Origin of the sequence: Pseudomonas jilinensis, from assembly GCF_003586265.1 — a bacterium.
In the GTDB taxonomy this organism is placed as follows: domain Bacteria; phylum Pseudomonadota; class Gammaproteobacteria; order Pseudomonadales; family Pseudomonadaceae; genus Halopseudomonas; species Halopseudomonas phragmitis.
Genome location: NZ_QJSA01000011.1, coordinates 118,383 through 141,760, shown reverse-complemented (window position 1 = coordinate 141,760; position 23,378 = coordinate 118,383). Strand labels below are relative to the sequence as shown.

25 protein-coding genes are annotated in these 23,378 nt (G+C 61.8%); 13 read left to right on the top strand and 12 right to left on the bottom strand.

The window, feature by feature from the left end:
- Positions 1 to 3 precede the first annotated feature (3 nt).
- From C2846_RS13245 to bfr, 4 genes are all read left to right on the top strand, one after another.
- The gene (locus C2846_RS13245; protein ID WP_080048870.1) at positions 4 to 1,047 is read left to right on the top strand and encodes a COX15/CtaA family protein; all 1,044 of its coding nucleotides are present in this window, start codon (positions 4 to 6) and stop codon (positions 1,045 to 1,047) included.
- Between the two features lie 72 nt (positions 1,048 to 1,119).
- Entirely contained in the window at positions 1,120 to 2,025 is a 906-nt protein-coding gene (gene cyoE / locus C2846_RS13240) for a heme o synthase (RefSeq protein ID WP_080048869.1), read from the top strand.
- On the top strand, positions 2,022 to 2,651 hold the full coding sequence (locus C2846_RS13235) for an SCO family protein (RefSeq protein ID WP_080051615.1): 630 nt from the start codon (positions 2,022 to 2,024) through the stop codon (positions 2,649 to 2,651). The genes cyoE and C2846_RS13235 overlap by 4 nt, the downstream gene beginning before the upstream one ends.
- 155 nt (positions 2,652 to 2,806) lie before the next feature.
- Positions 2,807 to 3,271: a bacterioferritin gene (bfr, locus tag C2846_RS13230; protein ID WP_080048868.1), complete on the top strand. Its 465-nt coding sequence runs from the start codon at positions 2,807 to 2,809 to the stop codon at positions 3,269 to 3,271.
- A gap of 11 nt (positions 3,272 to 3,282) precedes the next feature.
- On the opposite strand, the gene znuB is transcribed toward bfr, so the two are convergent.
- From znuB to C2846_RS13215, 3 genes are read right to left on the bottom strand one after another with little or no spacing between them, the layout of a single operon-like run.
- Positions 3,283 to 4,068 carry a zinc ABC transporter permease subunit ZnuB gene (znuB, locus tag C2846_RS13225; RefSeq protein ID WP_080048867.1) on the bottom strand — a complete coding sequence of 262 codons (786 nt, stop codon included), beginning with the start codon at positions 4,066 to 4,068 and terminating at the stop codon, positions 3,283 to 3,285.
- Complete coding sequence (znuC, locus tag C2846_RS13220; RefSeq protein WP_080048866.1) at positions 4,061 to 4,837, bottom strand: zinc ABC transporter ATP-binding protein ZnuC; 777 nt, start codon at positions 4,835 to 4,837, stop codon at positions 4,061 to 4,063. Before znuC ends, znuB begins: the two co-directional genes overlap by 8 nt.
- Positions 4,834 to 5,328, bottom strand: coding sequence for a Fur family transcriptional regulator (locus C2846_RS13215; RefSeq protein ID WP_080051614.1), 495 nt, complete (start codon positions 5,326 to 5,328; stop codon positions 4,834 to 4,836). Before C2846_RS13215 ends, znuC begins: the two co-directional genes overlap by 4 nt.
- Positions 5,329 to 5,439: 111 nt before the next feature.
- On the opposite strand from C2846_RS13215, the gene znuA reads away from it, so the two are divergent.
- Positions 5,440 to 6,369 (top strand): zinc ABC transporter substrate-binding protein ZnuA, encoded by a 930-nt coding sequence (gene znuA / locus C2846_RS13210; protein ID WP_420849052.1) that lies wholly within the window; start codon positions 5,440 to 5,442, stop codon positions 6,367 to 6,369.
- Positions 6,370 to 6,387: 18 nt separating this feature from the next.
- Here znuA and C2846_RS13205 read toward each other — a convergent pair whose 3' ends face one another.
- The 8 genes from C2846_RS13205 to C2846_RS13170 form a co-directional block, all read right to left on the bottom strand.
- Positions 6,388 to 6,741 carry a DUF1428 domain-containing protein gene (locus C2846_RS13205; RefSeq protein ID WP_080048864.1) on the bottom strand — a complete coding sequence of 118 codons (354 nt, stop codon included), beginning with the start codon at positions 6,739 to 6,741 and terminating at the stop codon, positions 6,388 to 6,390.
- A 14-nt stretch (positions 6,742 to 6,755) separates the two neighbouring features.
- Complete coding sequence (locus C2846_RS13200; RefSeq protein ID WP_080048863.1) at positions 6,756 to 7,115, bottom strand: YciI family protein; 360 nt, start codon at positions 7,113 to 7,115, stop codon at positions 6,756 to 6,758.
- The gene (locus C2846_RS13195) at positions 7,112 to 7,957 is read right to left on the bottom strand and encodes a YciI family protein (protein ID WP_080048862.1); all 846 of its coding nucleotides are present in this window, start codon (positions 7,955 to 7,957) and stop codon (positions 7,112 to 7,114) included. The genes C2846_RS13200 and C2846_RS13195 overlap by 4 nt, the downstream gene beginning before the upstream one ends.
- A gap of 115 nt (positions 7,958 to 8,072) precedes the next feature.
- The gene (locus C2846_RS13190; RefSeq protein ID WP_119701640.1) at positions 8,073 to 9,308 is read right to left on the bottom strand and encodes an RNA polymerase sigma factor; all 1,236 of its coding nucleotides are present in this window, start codon (positions 9,306 to 9,308) and stop codon (positions 8,073 to 8,075) included.
- A gap of 15 nt (positions 9,309 to 9,323) precedes the next feature.
- On the bottom strand, positions 9,324 to 9,731 hold the full coding sequence (locus C2846_RS13185; RefSeq protein WP_080048860.1) for a GFA family protein: 408 nt from the start codon (positions 9,729 to 9,731) through the stop codon (positions 9,324 to 9,326).
- Positions 9,732 to 9,796: 65 nt separating this feature from the next.
- Complete coding sequence (locus C2846_RS13180) at positions 9,797 to 10,330, bottom strand: L,D-transpeptidase family protein (protein WP_080048859.1); 534 nt, start codon at positions 10,328 to 10,330, stop codon at positions 9,797 to 9,799.
- A 64-nt stretch (positions 10,331 to 10,394) separates the two neighbouring features.
- Positions 10,395 to 11,351, bottom strand: a complete 957-nt coding sequence (locus tag C2846_RS13175) for a homoserine kinase (RefSeq protein WP_080048858.1) — start codon at positions 11,349 to 11,351, stop codon at positions 10,395 to 10,397.
- 9 nt (positions 11,352 to 11,360) lie between these two features.
- Positions 11,361 to 11,636, bottom strand: coding sequence for a DUF2782 domain-containing protein (locus C2846_RS13170; protein WP_119701668.1), 276 nt, complete (start codon positions 11,634 to 11,636; stop codon positions 11,361 to 11,363).
- Positions 11,637 to 11,718: 82 nt separating this feature from the next.
- Between C2846_RS13170 and polA the strand changes: the two genes are divergently transcribed.
- Positions 11,719 to 14,463, top strand: coding sequence for a DNA polymerase I (gene polA, locus C2846_RS13165; protein WP_119701639.1), 2,745 nt, complete (start codon positions 11,719 to 11,721; stop codon positions 14,461 to 14,463).
- A 334-nt stretch (positions 14,464 to 14,797) separates the two neighbouring features.
- On the opposite strand, the gene yihA is transcribed toward polA, so the two are convergent.
- On the bottom strand, positions 14,798 to 15,439 hold the full coding sequence (gene yihA / locus C2846_RS13160) for a ribosome biogenesis GTP-binding protein YihA/YsxC (protein WP_119701638.1): 642 nt from the start codon (positions 15,437 to 15,439) through the stop codon (positions 14,798 to 14,800).
- Positions 15,440 to 15,721: 282 nt separating this feature from the next.
- On the opposite strand from yihA, the gene C2846_RS13155 reads away from it, so the two are divergent.
- The 7 genes from C2846_RS13155 (at position 15,722) to C2846_RS13125 (ending at position 23,265) form a co-directional block, all read left to right on the top strand.
- Positions 15,722 to 16,330: a c-type cytochrome gene (locus C2846_RS13155; RefSeq protein ID WP_080048854.1), complete on the top strand. Its 609-nt coding sequence runs from the start codon at positions 15,722 to 15,724 to the stop codon at positions 16,328 to 16,330.
- A 173-nt stretch (positions 16,331 to 16,503) separates the two neighbouring features.
- On the top strand, positions 16,504 to 17,139 hold the full coding sequence (locus tag C2846_RS13150; RefSeq protein WP_080048853.1) for a thiol:disulfide interchange protein DsbA/DsbL: 636 nt from the start codon (positions 16,504 to 16,506) through the stop codon (positions 17,137 to 17,139).
- 9 nt (positions 17,140 to 17,148) lie between these two features.
- Positions 17,149 to 18,006 (top strand): endonuclease/exonuclease/phosphatase family protein, encoded by an 858-nt coding sequence (locus tag C2846_RS13145; protein WP_080051613.1) that lies wholly within the window; start codon positions 17,149 to 17,151, stop codon positions 18,004 to 18,006.
- Positions 18,007 to 18,067: 61 nt separating this feature from the next.
- The gene (locus C2846_RS13140) at positions 18,068 to 19,696 is read left to right on the top strand and encodes a GGDEF domain-containing protein (RefSeq protein WP_080048852.1); all 1,629 of its coding nucleotides are present in this window, start codon (positions 18,068 to 18,070) and stop codon (positions 19,694 to 19,696) included.
- An 83-nt stretch (positions 19,697 to 19,779) separates the two neighbouring features.
- Positions 19,780 to 20,637, top strand: a complete 858-nt coding sequence (locus tag C2846_RS13135; RefSeq protein ID WP_080048851.1) for an N-acetylmuramoyl-L-alanine amidase — start codon at positions 19,780 to 19,782, stop codon at positions 20,635 to 20,637.
- Positions 20,638 to 20,640: 3 nt separating this feature from the next.
- Complete coding sequence (locus C2846_RS13130; protein ID WP_119701637.1) at positions 20,641 to 21,870, top strand: nucleoside recognition domain-containing protein; 1,230 nt, start codon at positions 20,641 to 20,643, stop codon at positions 21,868 to 21,870.
- Between the two features lie 60 nt (positions 21,871 to 21,930).
- Positions 21,931 to 23,265: a ribonuclease J gene (locus C2846_RS13125; RefSeq protein ID WP_119701636.1), complete on the top strand. Its 1,335-nt coding sequence runs from the start codon at positions 21,931 to 21,933 to the stop codon at positions 23,263 to 23,265.
- Positions 23,266 to 23,378: the final 113 nt, after the last annotated feature.

Below are 23,378 nucleotides of genomic sequence, written 5' to 3'. Positions count from 1 at the left end.
ACCATGCGTAAACCCGGATATCTGTTTGCCTTGATTGCCCTTGGTTTCGGCTTTGTGGTGGTGATTCTCGGGGCCTATACCCGGCTGGTACATGCCGGCCTCGGCTGTCCGGACTGGCCCGGCTGCTATGGGTTTCTCAGCGTACCGCGCAGCGACGCAGCTCTGGAGCTGGCCCAGATGCGCTTCCCGGATGACCCGGTCGAGGCCTTCAAGGCCTGGGCGGAAATGATTCACCGCTATGCCGCGGGCATTCTCGGCCTGCTGATCCTCGGGCTGGCGTTGCTGAGCCTGAAGCAGCGCCGGCGTCCCGGCTATCCCGTGGGATTGGCCTGGGGGCTGCTGGCACTGGTGATCTGTCAGGCTGCGTTCGGCATGTGGACCGTGACTCTCAAGCTCTGGCCGCAGGTGGTTACCGCCCACCTGCTCGGCGGTTTCGCCACTCTGAGTCTGTTACTGCTGCTGGGTTTGCGTCTGCACGGCGGTCTGAACCCGCTGGCTCCCAGTCCGGCCATGGCTCGGCTGCGTAATCTGGCCCGGCTGGTGTTGCTGGTGGTGATCGCCCAGATCACCCTGGGCGGCTGGGTCAGCAGCAATTATGCGGCGGTGGCCTGTGTCGATCTGCCGACCTGTCATGGTCAGTGGTGGCCGGACAACATGGACTTTGCCGCCGGCTTCAATGTGTTCCAGGAAATCGGTCCCAACTATCTGGGTGGCATGCTTGATGGCCCGGGGCGTACGGCCATTCACCTGAGCCATCGGATCGGGGCGCTGATCACTACGCTGGCGGTCCTGCTGTTGGCCTGGCGTCTGCTTGGCGCCGGGCTTGGCCGGTTGGCTGGGCTGCTGCTGCTGGCGCTGGCGATTCAGGTCGGGCTGGGCATCACCAATGTGTTGGCGCACCTGCCGCTGGCTGTGGCCGTGGCCCACAACGCCTTCGGTGCGGTGCTGTTATTGGTGCTGGTGAGCATCAACTATCGGGTCCGGGCCCCGGCCCGTGAAGCGCTGTTTGATCGTAGCCTGTCGGCCGGCACACTGGTCAGTCGCTGAGGGCTGACGCATACTGGCCGGACAAGAACAACAAAGCACAAGACGTCCATACCGGCGTCAGGGGGATGTGGAATGGCAACCTTGATCAAGACCGCCCAGGCCAGCGCCGGCTGGCGCGATTACCTGGAGCTGACCAAGCCCAAGGTCGTGGCACTGATGATCATCACCTCGGCGATCGGCATGCTGCTGGCCACCGACAGCATGGTGCCCTGGCACGTGTTGTTACTCGGTAATCTGGGCATTGCCCTGTGCGCTGGCTCGGCGGCGGCGATCAATCATGTGGTCGATCGGCGCATTGATATCCACATGGCCCGGACTCAGCGCCGGCCTTTGGCCCAGGGGCGGGTCAATCCCATTCATGCTTTGCTGTTCGCGCTGGCGCTGGGCGTGGCCGGCATGGCCATTCTGCTGCACTGGATCAATCCGTTGACCGCCTGGCTGACCCTTGGCTCACTGCTTGGCTATGCGGTGATCTACACCTCGTTTCTCAAGCGTGCTACCCCGCAGAATATCGTCATCGGCGGTCTGGCAGGAGCCGCGCCGCCGCTGCTCGGCTGGACGGCGGTAACCGGGCAGGTCGATGCCCAGGGGCTGCTGCTGGTGCTGATCATCTTTGCCTGGACTCCGCCGCACTTCTGGGCGCTGGCCATTCACCGCAAGGCCGAGTACGCCAAGGTCGATATCCCGATGTTGCCGGTGACCCATGGCGAGCGCTATACCAAGCTGCATATCCTGCTGTATACCTTTATCCTGTTGGCGGTCAGCCTGCTGCCCTATGTCATTCACATGAGCGGGGTGCTGTATCTGGCCGCCGCTCTGGTGCTGGGCCTGCGCTTCATCGACTGGGCCTGGGCGCTGTGGCGTGACAGTCGCCCGCACGCGGCGATCAAGACCTTCAAATTTTCTCTGTGGTACCTGCTGTGGCTGTTCGTGGCCCTGCTGGTCGATCATTACGCGGGAGTGGCCGGATGGCTTTGAGTGGTGTGCAAAAAACCGTACTGGTGACTCTGGCTGCGGTGGCTCTGGTCATCGGTGCCACGGTCAACAAAGTGCTGCGACCCGCGCCGCTGGACAAGGCCCAGCTGTCCCAGGCCGGGATCTTCCTGTTCGACGCACCCCGGCCGATACCCGAGGTCCAGATGATCTCGGCCAAGGGCGAAAACTGGGGCAAGGCTGACCTGCAGGGGCAGTGGAATTTGCTGTTTTTTGGCTACACCTTCTGCCCGGATATCTGTCCGACCACCATGGCCGAGCTGCGTCAGGTCAGCAGCGGCCTACCCGAGGATAGCCGCGACCAGCTGCAGGTGACCATGGTCAGCGTCGATCCACAGCGCGATACTCCCGAGCAGATGAACAGTTATCTGAGCTTCTTCAATGCCGGATTCACTGGCGCCACTGGCCAGCCGAGCGAGCTGGCCAAGCTGGCCCAGGCGCTGTCGATTGCCTATATCGAGCCGGACACCAGCCAGGACAACTATCTGGTCGATCACAGTGGTCAGGTGGTTATCGTCGACCCCCAGGGCCGTTATGCCGGCTTTATCCGCCCGCCGCTCAAGCCGACCGAGCTGAGCCAGTGGCTGCCGCGGATCATGGCAGGTCAGTGAGCAACCGAGAATGCCGGTGCTTATCTTTCTCATCAATGCTTAGATAGGCGTAACATGCTGTATTAGTTAGTATTTTTATTGCTTGCTGCTGGCCGCTGGACCTTGGTTCAGGCACAATCAGCGGATATTCATCGAGTCTGAATCGAGGTGGCGTCATGCAAGGACACCCAGAGGTCGTCAACTACCTGAAGGAACTGTTGCGCGGGGAGCTGAGCGCTCGGGACCAGTACTTTCTGCATTCGCGACTGTATGAGGACATGGGCTACAGCAAGCTGTACGAGCGCATCAATCATGAGATGGAGGAAGAGACCCAGCACGCTGATGCGCTGCTCAAGCGGATCCTGTTCCTGGGTGGACGCCCGGATATGACACCCACACCGATCCAGCCGGGGTTCACCGTGCCGGACATGCTGGCCGCCGACCTGAAGCTGGAGTATGAAGTGCGTGAGGCGCTGGCCAAGGGCATCGCCCTGTGCGAAACCCATGGTGACTATCAAAGCCGGGAAATTCTGCTCCTGCAACTCAAGGATACCGAGGAAGATCACGCTTACTGGCTGGAGAAGCAGCTCGGTTTGATCAAGATGGTGGGTCTGGAAAACTACCTGCAGTCGCAGATCTGAGCCGGCGGGCCCTAGGCCCGCCGCGGCACACTCAAGGCCAACATAAACATCCCCGCTGCGCAGACCACGATCGAGGGGCCGGCCGGGGTGTCCAGATGCCAGGACAGCGCCAGCCCACCCAGCACTGCCAGGCAGCCAAGGAAGCTGGCACCGAAGGCCATCTGCTCGGGGGTACGGGCATGACGCTGGGCTGCCGCCGGAGGAATGATCAGCAACGAGGTGATCAGCAGTACCCCGACAATCTTCATCGCCACGGCAATAACAATCGCGATCAACAGCATCAGCGCCAGGCGGATCGCGGTGACTGGCAGGCCTTCGACCCGGGCCAGCTCCTCATGCACGGTGATCGACAGCAGCCTCCGCCACAGCACCGTCATCAGCGCCATCACCACCAGCAGACCACCGAGCATCCAGTGCAGGTCGTCGCTGCTGATCGCCAGCAGATCGCCAAACAGGTAGGCCATCAGATCAACCCGCACATTGTCGGTCAGGGCCAGCACCACCAGACCCAGTGACAGAGTGCTGTGTGCCAAAATCCCCAGCAGGGTGTCGCTGGCCAGCCACTGCTTGTGCTGCAAAGCCACCAGCAGCACCGCCAGCAGCACACAGCCGACGGTTACCGCCAAGGTCAGGTTGATATCCAGCAACATGCCCAGCGCGATGCCAAGCAGCGCCGAATGTGACAGGGTATCGCCAAAGTAGGCCATACGCCGCCAGACCACGAATGAGCCAAGCGGTCCGGCCACCAGCGCCAGCCCCAGGCCGGCGAGCAGGGCATAAAGAAGAAACTCAGGCATGTTTGCAATGCGGTCCGTGCTGGTGAGTATGATCGCCTGGCACCACTTCACCGTGCAGGTCGTGGGCATGGTCATGATGGTGGTTGTAGACGGCCAGGGCGCTGGCCTGATCACCGAACAGGGCGACGAAGGCCGGGTCCAGACTGACCTGCTCCGGGTGGCCCGAACAACAGACGTGGCGGTTCAGGCAGACCACAGTATTGGTGGTGGCCATGACCAGATGCAGGTCATGGGAGACCATCAACACGCCACAGCCGTAGCGGTCTCGTAGCCGGGTGATCAACTGGTACAGTTCGATCTGGCCATTAACGTCAACGCCCTGCACCGGCTCGTCGAGCACCAGCAGGTCGGGGCTGCGCAGCAGAGCCCGGGCCAGCAGGATGCGTTGCAACTCACCGCCGGAGACCTGTTGCAGCGGCCGACTCAGCAGGTGAGCGGCACCAACGTCTTCCAGCGCGGCCTGGACCTGGGGTTTCCTGGCGCCGGGCACCAGCAGCAGAAAACGCTGTACGGTCAACGGCAGAGTGGCATCGACATGCAGTTTCTGCGGCATATAACCGACCCGCAGGCGCGGCTGGCGCCAGACCTGGCCGCTGTCAGCCTTGAGCAGACCCAGGACGATGCGCACCAGACTGGTCTTGCCAGCGCCGTTGGGGCCGATCAGGGTGACGATCTCGCCGCGCCTGACGCTTAGCGCCACCCGTTCCAGTACCTGGTTGCCGTGGCGGCGCAGGCTGACCTCGCTGAGGCTCAGCAATTCGTCGCTCATGCGTGCTCCCGGCAGCGTTTGCACAGCCCGGTGATCTCGACCGTTTCGCTCTCGACCTCAAAGCCCAGTTGCGCCGCGCTGTCGGCAATCGCTTGATGAATTGGCAATTGGTCCAGTTCGACGGCCACATGGCACTGGCGACAGATCAGAAACTGGCCTTGATGCCGGTGTTCCGGGCTGGAGCAGCCAATAAAGGCGTTGAGCGAAGCGATCCGGTGCACCAGCCCCTGCTCGAGCAGGAAGTCCAGCGCCCGATAGACGGTCGGCGGGGCCGCCCGGCGGCCGTCTTCACGGGCCAGGGTTTCCAGAATATCGTAGGCTCCCAGCGGCTTGTGGCTCTGCCAAACCAGCTCCAGTACCCGTTTGCGCAGCGCGGTCAGGCGCACGCCCTCGCGCTGACACAAGTGCTCGGCCGAGGACAGTGCCTGATGCACGCACTGACTGTGGTCGTGCGGGTGGTGAGGATTGGGGGATATGCTGGGATCGGTCATCATGGCCACCTGTGAGAGGGTCGGGGTGCGCAAACCGCAGTAACAGGCACCGGCAGACCCTGAGAGCATTCGCTGTTATCATATAACAATCCAGTTCTTCGAGGTATGACCATGCTGTGGCGTTTCTTGCTTATCCTGCTGTGCGGGATGGGTTTGTCGTTGTCTGCGTTGGCGGACACCCCCAGGGTGCTCACCACCATCAAACCTTTGCAATTGATTGCTGCTGCCGTTCTCGATGGAATTGACCAGCCGGCGGTATTGCTGCCGACCGGCGCCTCGCCGCATAGCTATGCGCTGCGGCCTTCTGACCGTCGGGCACTGCAACAGGCCGAGCGGATCTATTGGGTCGGCCCGGAGCTGGAACTGTTTCTTGAGCGACTGCTCAAGGACCAGCCGCGTGCTCGTGCAGCTATCCAGCAAGCTCCGGCACTGACGCTGCGTACGTTGGGGCCGGCGCTGAACTTTCAGCATGCCGAACGCGCCCACGACCACCTCGGGCATGATCACGATCATCATGAAGGCATGGTCGATGCTCATATCTGGCTGGCACCGGCCAATGCCCAGGCCATCGCCCGCTGGATGGCCGCTGACCTGGTCAGGTTGTATCCCGGGCAGCAGGCGCGCCTGCAAGCCAACCTGGCCGCCTTTGAGCAGCGTCTGGAGATACTAGATCAGGACCTGGTACAGCGCTTGACGCCTTTGCAGGGCAAGCCCTACTTCGTGTTTCACGATGCCTATGGCTATTTCGAGGATGCCTACGGCCTGCGTGCCGAAGGGGTGTTCAGCTTGTCGCATGAAGTCCAGCCGGGGGCCCGGCATGTCAATCTGTTGCGCCAGCGTTTGAGCAGCGTCGGTCCTAGCTGCGTGTTTCGCGAGCCGCAGTTCCCACCGCGGCTGATCGACAGTCTGAGTGAAGGATTGAACGTATTCAGTGGTGAGCTGGACCCGCTGGGCAGCGAGGTCGCCGTCACGGCCCAGGGTTACGAGGTTTTGTTGCGTGAGCTGGGTGACAACCTGGCGACCTGCCTGGAGCGTCTCTGAGCAGACGCACTGCTCCTCCTATTCGTCAACAACCACGTCGAAGCCACCGTAGATCAGGCGCTTGCCATCAAATGGCATCGGGTTGTTGTCCGGATGCAGGCGCGGATCGGCCATCACCTTGGGCATGGCGGCATCGCGTACCGCCCGGTTCGGCCATAGCAGCCAGGAGAACACCACGGTTTCATCTGGTTGACACTTGACTGCCATGGGGAACGAGGTGATCTCGCCCTGTGGTACGTCATCACCCCAGCATTCGACCATTTTCAGCGCCCCGTACTCCTTGAACACCGCGCCGGCTTCGCGGGCGTGTTCGATATAGCGTTGCTTGTTGGCGGTCGGTACCGCCAATACAAAACCATCGACGTAACTCATGGCAACCTCCGGTTTCAGTCTTTGGGTGGCAGTTCGCGTACCGGGCGCACTTCGATGCTGCCAAAGCGCGCTGGCGGGATGCGGCTGGCCAGTTGCAGGGCCTCGTCGAGATCGCGGGCCTCCAGCAGGTAGAACCCCGCCAGTTGCTCCTTGGTCTCGGCAAAGGGGCCATCGGATATCAGTATCTGGTCATCGCGGCGGCGCACGGTGGTCGCCGTGTCTACAGGTTGCAGGGCCTGGCCAGCGAGATAGTGGCCCTGCTCGCTCAGTCGCTCGACTCCGGCGATGCACTCCTGATTCAGGTCGTGCCATTGCTGCTCGGTCATGGCTTCGATGATGCTCTCCTGGTAGTACACCAGCGCGACGTATTTCATGTTGGCTCTCCTTCGCGGGACAGCGGGCAGGGGCCCACTTCACAGTTGATCATCCAGTGCACGCCGAACCGGTCAGTGAGCATGCCGAACCGGTAGGCCCAGAAGGTCTGCTCGAACGGCATGATCACCTGGCCACCCTCGAGCAGGCGGGTAAAAGCGGTTTCGGCCTGCACCGGGTCCTGGTATTCGAGCTGCACCTGTATGCCGAGCGGTGCGACATACTGGTCCGCCGGCATGTCGGCACCCATCAGTCGCCGCCCACGAATGTTCAGCGAAGCATGGATGATCTTGTCATGCAGGCTGGCCGGCACCTGCTCGGCGGCAGGTGTCTGCGCGTAGCTGAGCAGGGCTTCCAGTTCGCCACCGGTGACCTCGGCGTAGAACTGCATGGCCTCGCGGCAGGTTCCGGGAAAGCTCAAGTGGACATTCAGGCCCGTCGGCAGGCGCGCCTGTTGCTGGTGTTTGGCAAGGCCATGACCAGGCTCGAAGTCCGAGAGCTCAAAGTAGCGGCGCAGCTCCAGAGTGACGTTGCCGTCATTGTCTTCAACCGGCCACTGCCGGGCCCAGTCGATGGCTTGCTCCAGTGAGTCCACTTCAAGAATGCTGTAGCCGGCCAGCTGTTCGCCAGGACTGGTGAACGGCCCAGATATCACCTCCACCTGGCCGTCGCGCATCTGGATACGGCAGCCCTCGTTGGTCGGCCGCAGGCCGTTACCGCTGACGAACACCCCGGCCTTGGTCATGCGTTCGTTGTAGTCGGCCATGGCGCCAAGAATCTCTTGCGACGGCAACTCGCCCTGCTCGGTGCGGAAATCGGCCTTTCTCATCAACATGAACTTCATCGGGTAACGCTCCTTGTGGTGGATTTACTCCTTAGTCGCATCAGCAGGAGGGCAATCGACATGGATCGGCAGTTTTTTTGGCACGGAGTGGCATCTGGATTGGCGCAGACTCTGGTTAGCCCTGTTTGCCATTCAGGGCAGCAATACGGCGAGCCAGAAAGCGCCGCTCCGGCTCCTGGCTGGTCAGCTCCAGCGCACGCTGATAAGCATGCCGTGCTGCTGCCGAGTCTCCGTTGCGGCGCAGCAGATCAGCGCGGGCAGCATGGAACAGGTGATAGTTGACGATATTCTTGTGTGCAGTCAGCGCATCAAGTAACACCAACCCCGCTTTGGGGCCATCGCACATGGCCACTGCTACTGCGTGGTTGAGGGCGATTACCGGCGAGGGTTGCAGGTACAACAGTGTCTGATACAGGCGAACGATTCGCGCCCAATCGGTCTGCTCGGCCCGGCTGGCCCGGGCATGCTCGGCAGCAATCGAAGCCTGCAGGGTGTAGGGGCCGGTCGGGGTCAAGGCCAGTGCCTGGGTTAACCAATGCAGACCGGCTTCGATACGCGACCGATCCCAACGCTGACGGTCCTGCTCCTCCAGCGTAATAAGTTCACCATCGGCAGTCTGGCGCGCATTGCGCCGCGAGTCCTGCAACAACAGCAGCGCCAGCAGGCCAAATACCTCGCCATGCGGCAGTAACTGCGCCAGTTCCTCGGCCAACCGGATCGCTTCATCGGCCAGACTGACATCAATCAGTACGCTACCACTGCTGGCTGAATAGCCTTCATTGAATACCAGATAGATCACCCGCAGCACCCCAGGCAGGCGCTCGGCCAGTTCGCCAGCTTCTGGTACCTGATAGGGAATCTGCGCCGCGTGGATCTTGCGTTTGGCTCGCACGATGCGCTGGGCCACGGTGCTGGGCTTATTGAGCAGCGCGCTGGCGACCTGCTCGGTAGTCAGTCCGCACATCTCGCGCAGCGTCAGGGCCAGCTGGGCTTCCAGGGCCAGGCTGGGATGACAGCAGGTGAACAGCAGGCGCAGTTGGTCATCGGCGATACTTCGCGGGTCCGGCTCCTGTTCATCGCCTTCGGGCTCAAGCAGCAGATGGGCCCGTTCGCGAGTCAGTTGCCGGTGACGGATCTGATCTATACCCCGTCGCCGCCCGGCGGTGATCAGCCAGGCCGTCGGGTTGTCCGGCACGCCCTGCTCTGGCCACTGCTTGAGCGCTGCGGCAAAGGCCTCCTGCAAGGCTTCCTCGGCCAGGGTGAAATCGCCCAGCAGGCGGATCAGGGTCGCCAGCACCCGGCGCGCATGCTGGCGATAGAGCTGTTCGATACTCTCCTGGGTGGCGCCCATGGCTGCAGGTCCGCGTCAGTCCTGACTGGCGCCAAACAGCGCGAAGACCTGGGCGCCGGTCAGGGTGCGGGTCTGGTTGGCCAGCGCATAGTAGTCAGGTTTGTGATCGATGAAGATCTGTTCGGTCAGTTGAAAGCGCTCATCGTCCTGAAATAGTCCGACTGGCAGCGCATACTCGCCATCGGGTAGCAGGTGATAGAACAGGTGCGTGCCGCAGGCCGGGCAAAAGCCGCGTTCAGCCCAGTCCGACGAGGCATAGCGGGCCGGTGCCAGCGAGCCGCTGAACTCGACCTGCGAGCCACAATGTACTGCCAGAAAAGGGCCGCCACCCCAGCGTCGGCACATGTTGCAATGACAGACGTTGACCTCGGTCTGATCGCTGGCGCTGATCTGGATGGCACCACATAGACAGGAACCTTTCATGACTAACCCTCCTGGTTGAGAGGTTTCACTTTAGTGCAATTGACCTCGCCTGTCCGGGTGTCTGGTCACGGCAGGATTCGAATTGGCGTACCGTTCGGCACTGCCCGCCAGACTTCCTGCATGGCGACATTGGTCAACGCCACACAACCATTGGTCCAGTCGCGGCGTTGCAATACGGGGGCAAACCAGCCGAACCCGTTGCGCTGGCCATGCAGCATGATCATGCCGCCGGGAGATACGCCCTGGGCCGCGGCGCGGGCGTGGTCTTCGGCATTGGGGTAGGACACGTGCAGCGACAGGTGATAGCCGCTGTTGGGATTGCGCCAGTCCAGCACGTAGTCGCCCTCCGGTGTGCGCCGGTCACCCTCCTGCTGCTTGTGTCCGACCGGGTTGCCGCCCAGCGCTATGGAGTATTCACGGTAGATCTGACCGCTCCGCAGCAGATAGAGCTTGCGCTCGGTCTTGTTGACCAGGACCGCATCGGCCTGGGGCAGGTCTTCGGCCAGCAGCGCCGGCAGCCGGGTTTCGCCAAGGTAGGCCAGTGGCAGCGCCATGGCTATGGCCAGAAGTACAAGCAGAATGCGTCGAGACACGGACATCGCCCTCCCTGGGCATATGGTCAAGGCGTGAGTTCACGCCAGATGTTCTGACCCATATGCCAGGCTAAAGTGCCAGCGGCAGGCCGATATTCACATTGCGGTGCTGCTCCAGCACCCGTAGAAAATGCCCCGGATCCTTGACCAGCACGCCGCTTTGCCCTGCATGCCGCTCGGCGGCCAGTTGGCGCGAGAGCCAGAATCGTAGTGCTGCCAGGCGCAGTACCGCAGGCCAGCTTTTGGCCTCGAATGGGGTAAACGGACGAATGCCGGCATAGCCGGCCAGCAGCGCCTGGGTCCGGGTCGGGTCCAGTTGTTGCTCAGCGCTCAGGCACCAGTCGTTGACGGTGATGGCAACATCGTAGAGGGTCCAGCCGCTGTGGGCGTTGTAAAAGTCGATCAGTCCGCTGAGGTGATGGCCGTCGAACAGGACATTGTCGCGGAACAGGTCGGCGTGCAGGATGGCCCGGGGAAAGCCCGGGTAGTGGGCCTGCCACTGCTCGATCTGGGTCAGCAGTTCGGTGACCAGGTGGTGAATCGCGCTATCGCTGATGCGGTCGTGTAACCGGCGGCCGGTCTCCAGCATCCAGGCCAGGCCGCGATCACTGATGCGTTCCAGGCTGCTGCTGGCGGTGGCGTTGTGCAGGCGCGCAAGCATTTGGCCAACGGCCTGGCAATGAGCCGGATCGGGCTGTTCGACATGCTTGCCAGCCAGCCGTGGCTGCAACAGCGCCGGGCGCTGATTGAGTCGGTGCAATGCCAGGCCCTGGCGGTCGGTGATCGCATAGGGCACCGGCAAGCCGGCCTGATGCAGGTGCTCCAGCAGCTCGATAAAGAACGGCAGGTCGGCCACCGGGCCGCGTTCGACCAGCGTCAGGACGTATTCCCCCTGCTCGGTAGCGACGAAGAAGTTGCTGTTTTCGCTGCCACCGGCGATGCCGCTGAAGTCGACCAGCCGACCCAGGGCAAAGCCGTCAAGAAAGGCTTCCAGTTGTTCCCGGCTGACCGGAGTAAACACCGACATGTCAGACCCTTACCACTCGAAAATCTTCCAGCCGGGAATGCGCATGCCGCCGACTTGATCGGCCCGTTGGAAGTTGCCGTCTTCATCTACGGCGACCAGAAAATAGGGTGGGCCGTTTTGTGGGGTTACCTTGATCGCATAGAGGAAGCCGTTGACCCGGTACTCCTCGATGGTCTTGTCGCCCTCCTGGCGGATGGTCACGTCCGGCTCGCCGGTCAGGCCTTCCTGGGCGGCCAATGGCAGGGAAAGACTCAAAGCCAGTATCGCCAGGCCGCGGCCAATCATGCGTGTCATGTTAAGCTGTCCTATCGTTGAATGACTGCCCTCATTCTAGCCCCTTTTCATCATGGAAATGTTGACCTGACGCATGACTGACAATGCCCCCCTGATCCTGGTCGATGGTTCGTCCTATTTGTACCGCGCCTTCCATGCCCTGCCACCGTTGACCACCTCGACCGGTCAGCCGACCGGCGCGGTCAAGGGCGTGCTGAACATGCTCAAAAGCCTGCGCAAGCAGTACCCGAACAGTCCTTTCGCGGTAGTGTTCGACGCCAAGGGCCCGACCTTTCGAGATGAGCTGTTCGAGCATTACAAGTCGCATCGCCCACCCATGCCCGATGAGCTGCGCAGCCAGGTCGAGCCGCTGCATGCCAGTGTCAGTGCGCTGGGGCTGCCGCTGCTGTGCATCGACGGGGTCGAGGCCGACGACGTGATTGGCACCCTGGCCCGGCAGAGTGCAGCCGCCGGCCGTGAGGTGGTGATTTCCACTGGTGACAAGGACATGGCGCAACTGGTCGATGCACATATCACCCTGGCCAACACCATGACCGGTACAGTGCTGGATATCGACGGTGTGAAGGAAAAGTTCGGCATTGGCCCCGAGCTAATCATCGACTACCTGGCGCTGATGGGCGACAAGGTCGACAACATTCCAGGCGTGCCGGGAGTTGGCGAGAAGACCGCATTGGGGTTGCTGACCGGCATCGGTGGTGGTCTGGACCTGATCTACGCCAACCTCGACAAGGTGCCCGAGCTGCCGATCCGCGGCGCCAAGAAGCTGCCGGAGAAGCTTGAAGAGCACAAGGACATGGCGTATCTGTCCTATCAGCTGGCGACCATCAAGGTCGATGTCGAGCTGGATATCGCCGTCGATGCGCTGATGCCTGGCGAACCTGATCGTGACACGCTGATTGAGTTGTACCGCCAGCTCGAGTTCAAGAGTTGGCTGGACGACCTGCTGCGCGAGGCCAAAGCCGCTGGCGAAGAAACCGGCAACAGCATTGAGCCCGGTGAGAGTGTTGAGGCGCGCTATGAAACCATCACCAGCCAAGCGGATCTGCAGCGCTGGCTGGACAAGCTCAAGGCCGCCGAACTGTTCGCCTTCGATACCGAAACCACCAGTATCCATGCCCAGCAGGCCGAACTGGTCGGCGTGTCGCTGGCGGTCCAGCCGCACGAGGCCGCCTACATTCCATTGGCGCACAGTTACATGGGCGTGCCCGATCAGCTCGACCGCGCTGCGGTGCTGGCCGCGCTCAAGCCGCTGCTGGAAGATCCGGCCAAGGCCAAGGTCGGCCAGCACGCCAAGTACGACATCAACGTGCTGCGCCGCTACGGCATTGATGTCCAGGGCGTGGCCTTCGATACCATGCTCGAGTCCTATGTGCTGGACTCCACCGCCACCCGTCACGACATGGACAGTCTGGCGCTGAAATACCTCGGCCATAGCACCATCCGCTTCGAGGACATTGCCGGCAAGGGCAGCAAGCAACTGACCTTCGACCAGATTGCTCTGGAGCAGGCCGGTCCCTATGCCAGTGAGGACGCTGACATCACTCTGCGTCTGCATCAGACCCTGTGGCAGAAACTCGAGGCCATTCCGGCGCTGGCGCGGGTGCTGCGCGAGATCGAAATGCCGCTGGTGCCAGTGCTGGCGCGGATCGAGAACACCGGGGCACTGGTCGACGCCAAGCTGCTCGGGATCCAGAGCCGCGAACTGGGCGAGAAGATGATCGAGCTGGAGCGCGAAGCCTTCCGTCTGGCTGGCCAGGAGTTCAATCTGGGCTCGCCAAAGCAGCTTGGCGACATTCTCTATGAAAAGCAGGGACTGCCGGTGCTGAGCAAGACCGCCAAGGGCCAGCCTTCGACCGCCGAGGCGGTCCTGGCCGAACTGGCCGAGCAGGGTTACGAGCTGCCGCAGGTGATCATGCAGTACCGCAGCGTCAGCAAGCTCAAAAGCACCTACACCGACCGCCTGCCGGAACAGATCAACCCACGTACCGGGCGCATTCATACCAGCTACCATCAGGCGGTGGCGGCTACCGGGCGGCTGTCATCCAGTGATCCGAACCTGCAGAACATTCCGATCCGTACCGCCGAGGGCCGGCGTATCCGCCAGGCCTTCATTGCCCCGCCCGGCTACAAGCTGGTCGCGGCCGACTACTCGCAGATCGAATTGCGGATCATGGCCCATCTGGCCCAGGACGCCGGCCTGCTGGACGCCTTCCGGCATGACCGCGACGTACACAAGGCTACCGCAGCCGAAGTGTTTGGCGTGGCCCTGGACGAGGTCAGCAGTGAGCAGCGGCGCAAGGCCAAGGCGATCAACTTCGGCCTGATCTACGGCATGAGCGCCTTCGGCCTGGCCAAGCAGATCGACGTTGAGCGCAAACAGGCCCAGGACTACATCGACCGCTACTTTGCGCGCTACCCCGGGGTGCTTAAGTACATGGAAAGCACCCGTGCCCAGGCCAGTGAGCAGGGTTTTGTGGAAACCCTGTTCGGCCGCCGGCTGTACTTGCCGGAGATTCACTCGAAAAATCAGGCGATGCGCAAGGGCGCTGAACGCACTGCGATCAACGCGCCGATGCAGGGCACCGCCGCCGATATCATCAAGCGGGCGATGATTGCGGTCGACGCCTGGCTGAGCGAAAGCCAGCTGGATGCGCGAATGATCATGCAGGTACACGACGAACTGGTGCTGGAGGTCCGCGAAGATCAGGTCGAGGCGCTCAGCGAAGGCCTGCGCCGGCACATGGGCGCCGCCGCCGAACTGGATGTGCCGCTGGTGGTCGAAGTGGGTGTGGGTGATAACTGGGATCAGGCGCACTGATTGCGGCGGGGCTGGCCGGCTTGAGCTGCTTATAAGCCGGCTACCGCTGATAACTCATCCGTCTAAAAATTTTTTTGAACTTATTCGTGATCACCCTGGTCAGAGATTATGAATGGCCAGTCAAGCCCTTCATGCTCCTTAGATGTGATTTAGTGTTGGCAGAAATACCGGGCGACTCTCCCTTTCCTAGCACAGCCCGGTCGTTAAACCCCGAGCCTTCCCTCCCCATAGAAGCTCGGGGTTTTTTTTGCCTGCGGTTCCTGGGAGGCTGCGCACCGATCCTCTGCCAGCGCCAAGCTTGTGCTCAAGCGCCCGGAGTTCCCGGGCGGGCGGACTACTGTTCCTGGCCCTGGTCTTCGTCGACGGGAAACAGCCAGCTTTCCAATACGGCATAGGCCTCATCCAGACCCTGGCGCTTGGGTGCCGAGAACAGCTGGACGCTGGCGCGGTTGCCAAATTCCTTGCGGATAGTGCTCTGGACCTTGAGTAGGCTATTCTTGGCTGCACCGAAAGCCAGCTTGTCGGCCTTGCTCAGCAGGATATGGGCTGGTAGCCCGGCCAGGTTGGCCCACTCCAGCATCATCTGGTCAAACTCCGACAGCGGATGACGAATATCCATCACCAGCACCACGCCGGCCAGGCACTGACGCCCGGTCAGGTAGGCATCCAGATGCTGCTGCCAGTGCTCCTTGAGCGCCAGTGGCACCTTGGCGTAGCCGTAGCCGGGCAAATCGACCAGTCGCCGCTGCTCATCGAGACCGAAGAAGTTGATCAACTGGGTGCGTCCCGGCGTCTTCGAGGTGCGCGCTAAACGGGCATGGGTCAGGGTATTCAGGGCGCTGGACTTGCCAGCGTTGGAACGCCCGGCGAAGGCGACTTCATAACCCTGATCGGGCGGGCACTGGTCAACCTGGCTGGCACTTTTGATGAAGTGGGCACGCTGACAAAGTGTTACAAGGGGTGTTGCAGAAGACATGGGGTATCCGTTGGCTGGCACGACAGGAGTCTTAAGGCGTTCACGTTCGTGGGTAGCTTAGTATATAATGCCGCGGTTTTATATCTGAAAGGCACTGCGACAGTTCGTGCATTGCACCTGTTGAGCGTCGCGGATAGCATGAATGCCCACTGTCCGATCAGCGCCAGGTCGCGGCCGGACAGAATGATGAATACGGCCGTTCGCCAGACATAACGTGGTCCATCGAAGACCGGGGTGGCGGGCAGAGCCAACGATTTCTTTTAGCCGTTATTGGATTAGCCGATGAACAAACTACTCGTCAGTCTGGTGTTATCCCTCGGTGTGGCCGGTGCGGCCCATGCAAACCAGGGCGACGCTGAAGCCGGTCAGGGCAAGGTTGCCATGTGTGCTGCCTGTCACGGCCCCGACGGCAACAGCCCCATGCCGAACTTCCCCAAGCTTGCTGGTCAGGGCGAACGCTACCTGCTCAAGCAGATGATCGACATCAAGGAAGGCCGTCGTCCGGTGCTGGAAATGACCGGCATGCTGACCGGTTTCGACGAGCAGGATCTGCGTGACATCGCTGCCTTCTACAACAGCCAGTCGCCGAGTCTGGGCGTTGCCGACGCTGAGTTGGCCGAGCGTGGCGAGGCTATTTTCCGCGGCGGCAATCTGGAAACTGGTCTGCCGGCCTGTATCGGTTGCCACTCTCCGACCGGCAAAGGCAACGATCCGGCCGGTTATCCGCGTCTGGCCGGCCAACATGCGGCCTATACCGCCAAGCAGCTGACCGATTTCCGTGAAGGTGACCGGGTCAATGACGGTGATACCGAAGTCATGCGGACCATCGCCAGTCGCCTGAGCAACAAGGATATCGAAGCGGTATCCAACTATATCCAGGGCCTGCGTTAAGCTCAGATGTTGCCGGGTGTTGCAGCCCGCTTCTCAAAAAGGGTGGCTTAGGCCACCCTTTCTTTATGGGCGTCTACCAGCGCCTGACCTATTATGCGACCATCGGCCAGGGAATCTTTTTACCGGCCTGATGGTCACAACAAGCAACTGACGTATTCTTTGGGGAGAGCTGCATGCGTGTCTGGTTATCTGTTTTCGCGGTCTGGCTATTGGGTGCCCTGACTCTGGCCCATGCCCAGGAAGAGGCCCCGTACAAGGCTGGTGTTCACTATGTAGTGCTGCCCACGCCGGCGCCGACTCAGGAGCCTGACAAGATCGAAGTGGTCGAGTTGTTCTGGTATGGCTGTGGTCACTGCTACACCTTTGAACCGATCATTCAGGACTGGAAGAAGCAACTTCCTGAGGATGTGCATTTCCGCCCGGTTCCGGCCATGTTTGGTGGAACCTGGAACACCCATGGTCAATTGTTCTATACCTTGGAAAGCCTCAACAAGCTGGATGAAACCCACTCCGCAGTGTTCCAGGCCATCCACAACCAGGGTAACCGCCTGGCCGATGAAGGGGCCATGATCAAGCTGCTCGAGCCCTATGGCATTAGCAGCGACACCTTCAAGCGGGCCTGGAGTTCCTTCGGTGTGCGCAGCAAAATGGATCAGGCTTCGCGTCTGGCGCGCAGCTACCGTGCGACTGGTGTGCCGGTCCTGGTGGTCAACGGCAAGTACCGGATCGAAGGCGGTATGGTTGGTGGTTTCGATGAAATGCTCAAGGTCGCCGAGTTCCTGGTCGATCAGGAACGTCAGGCGCTCTGAGGTGCCATGATGCTGGCCGCAACTAATGTTCCCTGGCGCCGCGTGACCCATGGTCACGCCCTGCCCGCAGAGCTGCGTACCAATCCGCATTGCCCCTGTGAGGGGCAGCCGTTGCCCGAGGTGTTGAAACTGCTCAGCTTCAATATCCAGGTCGGCATCAATACCCAGCGTTATCACCACTACCTGACCAAAAGCTGGCAGCATCTGCTGCCGCATGCCGGGCGTCAGAACACCTTGCGCCAGATCGCTCAGTTGCTCAGCGAGTTCGATCTGGTGGCCCTGCAGGAAGTCGATGGTGGCAGCCTGCGTTCTGGTTACGTCAACCAGGTTGAGCATTTGGCCAAGGAAAGCCAGTTCCCCTACTGGTACCAGCAGCTTAACCGCAATCTCGGGCGTTTTGCCCAGCACTCCAATGGCCTGCTCAGCCGTTTCGCCCCAAAACTGGTAGAAGATCACAAGCTGCCGGGCATGCTGCCTGGACGCGGAGCGATCCTGACCCGTTTCGGTCAGGGTGATGAACAGTTGCTGGTGGTGATGATGCATCTGGCGCTCAGCACCCGAACCCGAGCCAGTCAGTTGGCCTATATCCGAGAACGGATAAGCGATTTCAAACATGTGGTGCTGATGGGTGACATGAACACCCATGCCATTGATCTGCTGGAACATTCGCCGCTGCGTGGCAGTGGCCTGCATACCGCCAGCCTGCCCGGTACCTACCCGAGCTGGAAACCCGCCCGGGTGCTTGATCACATTCTGCTCAGCTCTAGTCTGGATATCGAACAGGTCGATGTGTTGCCCCAGGCAATTTCCGATCATCTGCCGGTGGCCATGCACATTCGTCTGCCCGATAGCCTGCGCCACGCCTAGCCAGTAGCCAGCAGGTCAAATTCCCCTATAATCCTTGGGTACGCCGTGCGTAGGAGCACCCATGTCCGATACCCGAAACAGCCGACGACAAAACGGGCACGATGCCTTTGAGACCACCGATCAGGAAGAGCTGCTCAAGCGTGGGCTGGTGAGGGTCAGTATTGCCGCAGATGGCGTGGATCCGCTGCTGGATCGTCAGCTCAAGGAGCTGCGCAGCGCCCTGCGTAGTGACGCCCCGCCGTTTAAACTGGCCGACCTGATGCCTGACCTGGAGCATGCGGTGTTGACCGCCGACAGTGCCCGGCAGAACAACCTGCAGCGTATCAGCCTCAACCTCAGGCAATTGGCCGAGCAGCTTCAGGAGCTGGATCCGCCCAAGGACGCGGCCAAGACCTTGCGTCAGTTGCTCAAGCGGCTGGACAAGCCGATCGAGTACGCCTCGAAGATTCCCGACCTGCTAGATGATCTGGTGGATGTGCAGGGGCAGGCCTTGAATCCAAATCAGGAGATGTCGGCACCAGGACTGTGGACGCGCCTGTTCGGTCGTGCGACTGATCAGGCTGAAGAGCCTGAGCAACAGCCTGCCCAGAGCAATGGCGAGATAGTTCAGGTGCCCGGCAATCTGGCGGGCGAAGAGCACAACTACTCGGCGATCGCCGCCAATATCGAAGGTATTTTGCTCAATCTGCTCAGCGAATTGCAGGTCGTTGATGCCCAGGTATCGCAAGCCGAGCGGCTGCGTGAGCAGGTCACGCGTGGCCTTAACTGGTATGAGCTGGCGGCGGTGCTGGACGAGCTCGGTCTGCTGATTCTCAGCGCCCAGAATGAGCGCCAGGCCGACTTTGAGCGCTATCTGCAGCAGCTCAACAAGCGTCTGGCGCAGTTTCAGGGCAATCTGGAAGCGGCCCATGACGCCTACAACAACACTTTGGAGGCTGGGCGGGCGCTGGAGGGGGCGATCCGCAATCAGGTCGAGGACCTGCACGACGATGTTCGCGACGCCTCCGACCTGGACGCGCTCAAGGCCAATGTCGAGGCCAAGCTCGATGCGCTGCTGAGCAATGTCGATCAGGCCCGTCACTTGCGTGAGCAGCATGAGCAGGAGGTGGCTGAACGCCTGCAGGTCATGGTCGAACGGATCAAGGTTATGGAGGTCGAAGCCCAGACTTTCCGCAAGCACCTCGAGGAGCAGCGCGAACGGGCGATGGTCGACAGCCTGACCGGGCTGCCCAACCGCGCCGGCCTGCAAAAACGCATGGAAGAAGAGTTCGACCGCTGGCAACGCTATGGTGGCCAGTTGCTGCTGGCAGTGCTGGATGTCGATCACTTCAAGAGCATCAACGACAACTTTGGCCACCTGGCCGGCGATAAGGTGTTGCGCCTGATTGCCCAGCAGTTGTCGCGGCGCCTGCGCAAGACCGATTTCATCGGCCGTTTCGGCGGTGAAGAGTTTGTCCTGCTGATGCCCGGCACCAGCAGCGCCCAGGGTCATGTGGTACTGGAAGAGCTGCGCTCCGGGATTGAGGCTTGCCCGTTCCACTTCAAGAGCGAACGGGTACCGATCACCATCTCCCTGGGCTATACCGAGTTCCGGGCCGATGACAGCCTGGATGAAGTGTTCGACCGGGCGGACCGGGCCATGTATCGGGCCAAGGATGACGGGCGCAACCGGTTGATCTGCGCCGACTGAGTTCAGCCCCTGTTGGCCCTTGATGGCCTGCCGGCAAACCCGCAAGATAGGCAGACCCTATCCCGGCCTACCTAGGAGTTTGCATGCGGCGTGGCGCGTTGAGTCTGATTCTTCTGTTGGCGGTGCTGGCCGGCTGCGCCGGATCACCGCAGATCGACACCCGCTACAGCGCCCTGAGCCAGGACAGCCGGGTTCAGTACGTGATCCTGCACTACACCTCATCCGGTTTTGAGCGCTCGCTGCGCAATCTGGCCACTGGCGGCGTCAGTAGCCATTACCTGATCGATGAAAACCCGCCGACCATCTATCGTCTGGTCGATGAGGACCGCCGGGCCTGGCATGCCGGCGAGAGCAGTTGGCAGGGGCGGACCTGGCTCAACGCCAGCTCAATCGGTATCGAATTGGTGAACCAGGGCTACCGCGAGGAGAACGGCCAGCGGCATTGGCAGCCGTGGGAGCCGGCCCAGATTGAGGCGTTGATCCCGTTGCTGCGTGACATCCTCCAACGCCACGGCCTGGGCCCTGAGCGGGTCATCGGCCATAGCGATGTCGCGCCGCAGCGCAAGGTTGATCCCGGCCCGCTGTTTCCCTGGCGGCAACTGGCCGAGGCTGGGGTGGCGATCTGGCCTGATGCGGCCCAGGTGGCCGAGGTGCAGGCCCAACTGGCCGGACGAACCCCTTCGCTTGGCTGGTTCCAGCAGGCGTTGGCCGAAGTCGGTTATGCCGTGCCGGATGATGGCCTGTGGAGCCGGGTGACTCGCAACGTGCTGGCTGCCTTCCAGATGCGCTTCCGCCCGGCCGATCACCGAGGGCTACCCGACATCGAAACCGCCGCGCTGCTTGCCGCCCTGGCACCCGAGGCGCGTGCTGCGCTGGATGCCCCGCTACAGATCTGGCTGGCCGAGCCGATCAGCGAGCAGACCTTGATGGTTGAGCCGTAACCAATGCTCAATGGAATCTGGCTGAGTTTTTTCCTCGCCGCGTTCGTCGCCGCACTGTGGCAGTGGCTGGGGCTTGGCGATGCCGAGGTATTCAGCCGTCTGGTCGCGGCCTTGTTCGACATGGCCAGGCTCAGTGTTGAGATTGTGCTGGTGCTGGTCGGCACCATGACCCTGTGGCTGGGCTTTCTGGCGATTGCCGAAAAGGCCGGGCTGATCAGCCTGCTGGCGCGCCTGCTGAATCCGCTGTTTCGCCGGCTGATGCCGGAGGTGCCCAGTGGTCATCCGGCCGCAGGGCACATCACCATGAATTTTGCCGCCAATGTGCTGGGCCTGGACAACGCCGCCACCCCGATCGGGCTCAAGGCCATGCATGCACTGCAGAGTCTGAACCCGAGCAAGGATACCGCCAGCAACGCGCAGATCCTGTTTCTGGTGCTTAATACCTCGTCGCTGACCCTGCTGCCGGTGACCATCTTCATGTATCGGGCCCAGCAGGGCGCCGCCGATCCGACCGCGGTATTCTTGCCGATTCTGCTGGCCACTACCGCCTCCAGTCTGGTCGGGCTGCTTAGTGTCGCGCTGATCCAGCGACTGAAGCTCTGGGATCCGGTGGTGTTGGCCTATCTGGGCGCCGGTGCACTGGCGCTCGGGCTGCTGCTGACCAGCCTGGCCGGGATGTCGGCTCAGGCGCTGGCCGCAACTTCGACCCTGGTCGGCAACCTGACCCTGTTCGGCATCATCATTGCCTTTCTCGGTATTGCCGCGCTGCGCAAGGTCAATGTCTATGACACCTTCATTGAAGGGGCCAAGGAAGGCTTCAGCTTCACCGTATCCCTGCTGCCCTATCTGGTTGCCATGCTGGTGGCGGTCGGCGCTCTGCGCGCCAGCGGGGTGCTCGACACCGGGCTCGATGGCATCCGTTGGCTGATCGAGGCGCTGGGCTGGGATACCCGCTTCATTGATGCCCTGCCGACCGCCTTCATCAAGCCGCTGTCTGGTAGCGGCGCGCGGGCGATGATGATCGAAACCATGAATACCTTCGGGGTCGACAGCTTCCCGGCACTGCTGGCCGCGACCATGCAGGGCAGCACCGAAACCACCTTCTACGTGCTGGCGGTGTATTTCGGGGCAGTCGGCATCCGCCGTATCCGCCATGGGCTGGGCTGTGCGCTGCTGGCCGACCTTGCCGGGATGCTGACCGCCATTGGCGTGTGCTACTGGTTTTTCGGCTGAGCCCTTCAGGCGCCGGCGCGGTTGTGATGAAATGGCAACAGACCCTAACTAGGAGCGCCGATGCCTACCGCCCGTTTCGATCAGATTCACAATCAGGAAGGCCCGCTGTTCGTGGCCTTGGGCGGCGCGGGGATGTTCGGGGCCAACTTCTATCTGTACGGCAGTGCCGGGCAGTGGATCGCCATCGACTGTGGCTTTGCCCTGGAGCCGGGCGCGGCCGGGCGCAACCGGGTGTCGGTCCCCAGTCTGGCGGCGCTGGAGCGGCACGATATCCAGCTCTCGGCACTGTTGATCACCCACGCCCATGAAGACCATATCGGCGCCATCCCGCATCTGTGGCCGGCGCTCAACTGCCCGATCTACGCCAGCCCGTTCGCTGCCCGGCTGATCCGCAACAAGCTCGACCCCAACCGCGAGTGGCCAAGCCTGAAGATTATCGAGCCGCTGCAGCCGGTCGGCATTGGGGCGTTTCAGGTCGAGTGGATTCCGGTCACCCACTCGATCCCCGAATCCCACGCCATCGTCCTTGAGGTGGCCGGTAAGCGGCTTTACCACAGTGGTGACTGGAAGCTCGATCCGCAGCCAGTGGTGGGTGGTCTGACCGCCCAGGGCCGGCTGCAAGCGCTGGGCAAGGCCGGGATTGACGTGGTGATCGGTGATTCGACCAATGCCTCAGTGGTTGGCGGCAGTCGCTCCGAAGCCGAGGTACAGAACGGCCTGCTCGACACCATCCGGCCGTTGCGCCAGCGGGTGATTGTCACCTGCTTCGCCAGCAATATTGCCCGCCTGCACAGCCTGGCCGAGATCGCCTTTGATACCGGCCGCTACGCTGGTCTGCTCGGTCGTAGTCTGGTGACCTTGCACGCGGCTGGCCGGGCGCATAACTACCTGAACGGCCAGCCTGGGTTTATCGGCCCTTGGGAGCTGGGGTTTTTGCCGCGTCAGCAGCAGCTCTGGGTTTGTACCGGTAGTCAGGGCGAGCCGGCGGCGGCCCTGGGCCGACTGGCGGCCGGCAATCATCCGCAGTTGAACCTGGAACCGGGCGATGCGGTGCTGTTTTCCTCGCGCTTGATTCCCGGCAACGAAGTGGCGCTGGCGGCGATCAAGCAGGGGCTCAAGGAGCAGGGGGTAGAGGTGATCGATGACGACATGGCGCCGATCCACGCTTCCGGCCATCCGCCGCAGGAAGATCTGCGGCAACTCTACGGCTGGCTCAGGCCGCGCTGGCTGCTGCCGGTGCATGGCGAGCGTTACCACCAGCAGGCGCACCAAAGTTTTGCTCGCAGCCTGGGCATCGGCGGCCTACTGCCGGCCAATGGCGACTTGATCGACCTGGGCGGCCAGCCGGGCAAGATTGCCGAACTGCCGCACGGGCTGGTTGAAGTGCGCGATTGAGTTGGCGTGCGACAAGCCTGTCATTGCGAGTCGCAGGGGGCGGCCATCCGCCGACGCGGCAATCCATACCGCCTGCCAGACGCGCTCCCGGCATGGATTGCCACGGGCCTGCG

Excerpts from the sequence above, each read along its gene's own strand:
- C2846_RS13200 (WP_080048863.1), bottom strand. The coding sequence starts at position 7,115 with ATGAAATACGTCGCGCTGGTGTACTACCAGGAGAGCATCATCGAAGCC.
- C2846_RS13170 (WP_119701668.1), bottom strand. The coding sequence starts at position 11,636 with ATGATTGGCCGCGGCCTGGCGATACTGGCTTTGAGTCTTTCCCTGCCA.
- C2846_RS13175 (WP_080048858.1), bottom strand. The coding sequence starts at position 11,351 with ATGTCGGTGTTTACTCCGGTCAGCCGGGAACAACTGGAAGCCTTTCTT.
- C2846_RS13150 (WP_080048853.1), top strand. The coding sequence starts at position 16,504 with ATGCGTGTCTGGTTATCTGTTTTCGCGGTCTGGCTATTGGGTGCCCTG.
- znuC (WP_080048866.1), bottom strand. The coding sequence starts at position 4,837 with ATGAGCGACGAATTGCTGAGCCTCAGCGAGGTCAGCCTGCGCCGCCAC.
- C2846_RS13145 (WP_080051613.1), top strand. The coding sequence starts at position 17,149 with ATGCTGGCCGCAACTAATGTTCCCTGGCGCCGCGTGACCCATGGTCAC.
- znuA (WP_420849052.1), top strand. The coding sequence starts at position 5,440 with ATGCTGTGGCGTTTCTTGCTTATCCTGCTGTGCGGGATGGGTTTGTCG.
- yihA (WP_119701638.1), bottom strand. The coding sequence starts at position 15,439 with ATGTCTTCTGCAACACCCCTTGTAACACTTTGTCAGCGTGCCCACTTC.
- C2846_RS13195 (WP_080048862.1), bottom strand. The coding sequence starts at position 7,957 with ATGAAGTTCATGTTGATGAGAAAGGCCGATTTCCGCACCGAGCAGGGC.
- polA (WP_119701639.1), top strand. The coding sequence starts at position 11,719 with ATGACTGACAATGCCCCCCTGATCCTGGTCGATGGTTCGTCCTATTTG.
- C2846_RS13180 (WP_080048859.1), bottom strand. The coding sequence starts at position 10,330 with ATGTCCGTGTCTCGACGCATTCTGCTTGTACTTCTGGCCATAGCCATG.
- C2846_RS13215 (WP_080051614.1), bottom strand. The coding sequence starts at position 5,328 with ATGACCGATCCCAGCATATCCCCCAATCCTCACCACCCGCACGACCAC.
- bfr (WP_080048868.1), top strand. The coding sequence starts at position 2,807 with ATGCAAGGACACCCAGAGGTCGTCAACTACCTGAAGGAACTGTTGCGC.
- C2846_RS13245 (WP_080048870.1), top strand. The coding sequence starts at position 4 with ATGCGTAAACCCGGATATCTGTTTGCCTTGATTGCCCTTGGTTTCGGC.
- C2846_RS13155 (WP_080048854.1), top strand. The coding sequence starts at position 15,722 with ATGAACAAACTACTCGTCAGTCTGGTGTTATCCCTCGGTGTGGCCGGT.
- C2846_RS13130 (WP_119701637.1), top strand. The coding sequence starts at position 20,641 with ATGCTCAATGGAATCTGGCTGAGTTTTTTCCTCGCCGCGTTCGTCGCC.
- znuB (WP_080048867.1), bottom strand. The coding sequence starts at position 4,068 with ATGCCTGAGTTTCTTCTTTATGCCCTGCTCGCCGGCCTGGGGCTGGCG.
- C2846_RS13205 (WP_080048864.1), bottom strand. The coding sequence starts at position 6,741 with ATGAGTTACGTCGATGGTTTTGTATTGGCGGTACCGACCGCCAACAAG.
- C2846_RS13185 (WP_080048860.1), bottom strand. The coding sequence starts at position 9,731 with ATGAAAGGTTCCTGTCTATGTGGTGCCATCCAGATCAGCGCCAGCGAT.
- C2846_RS13140 (WP_080048852.1), top strand. The coding sequence starts at position 18,068 with ATGTCCGATACCCGAAACAGCCGACGACAAAACGGGCACGATGCCTTT.
- C2846_RS13125 (WP_119701636.1), top strand. The coding sequence starts at position 21,931 with ATGCCTACCGCCCGTTTCGATCAGATTCACAATCAGGAAGGCCCGCTG.
- cyoE (WP_080048869.1), top strand. The coding sequence starts at position 1,120 with ATGGCAACCTTGATCAAGACCGCCCAGGCCAGCGCCGGCTGGCGCGAT.
- C2846_RS13135 (WP_080048851.1), top strand. The coding sequence starts at position 19,780 with ATGCGGCGTGGCGCGTTGAGTCTGATTCTTCTGTTGGCGGTGCTGGCC.
- C2846_RS13190 (WP_119701640.1), bottom strand. The coding sequence starts at position 9,308 with ATGGGCGCCACCCAGGAGAGTATCGAACAGCTCTATCGCCAGCATGCG.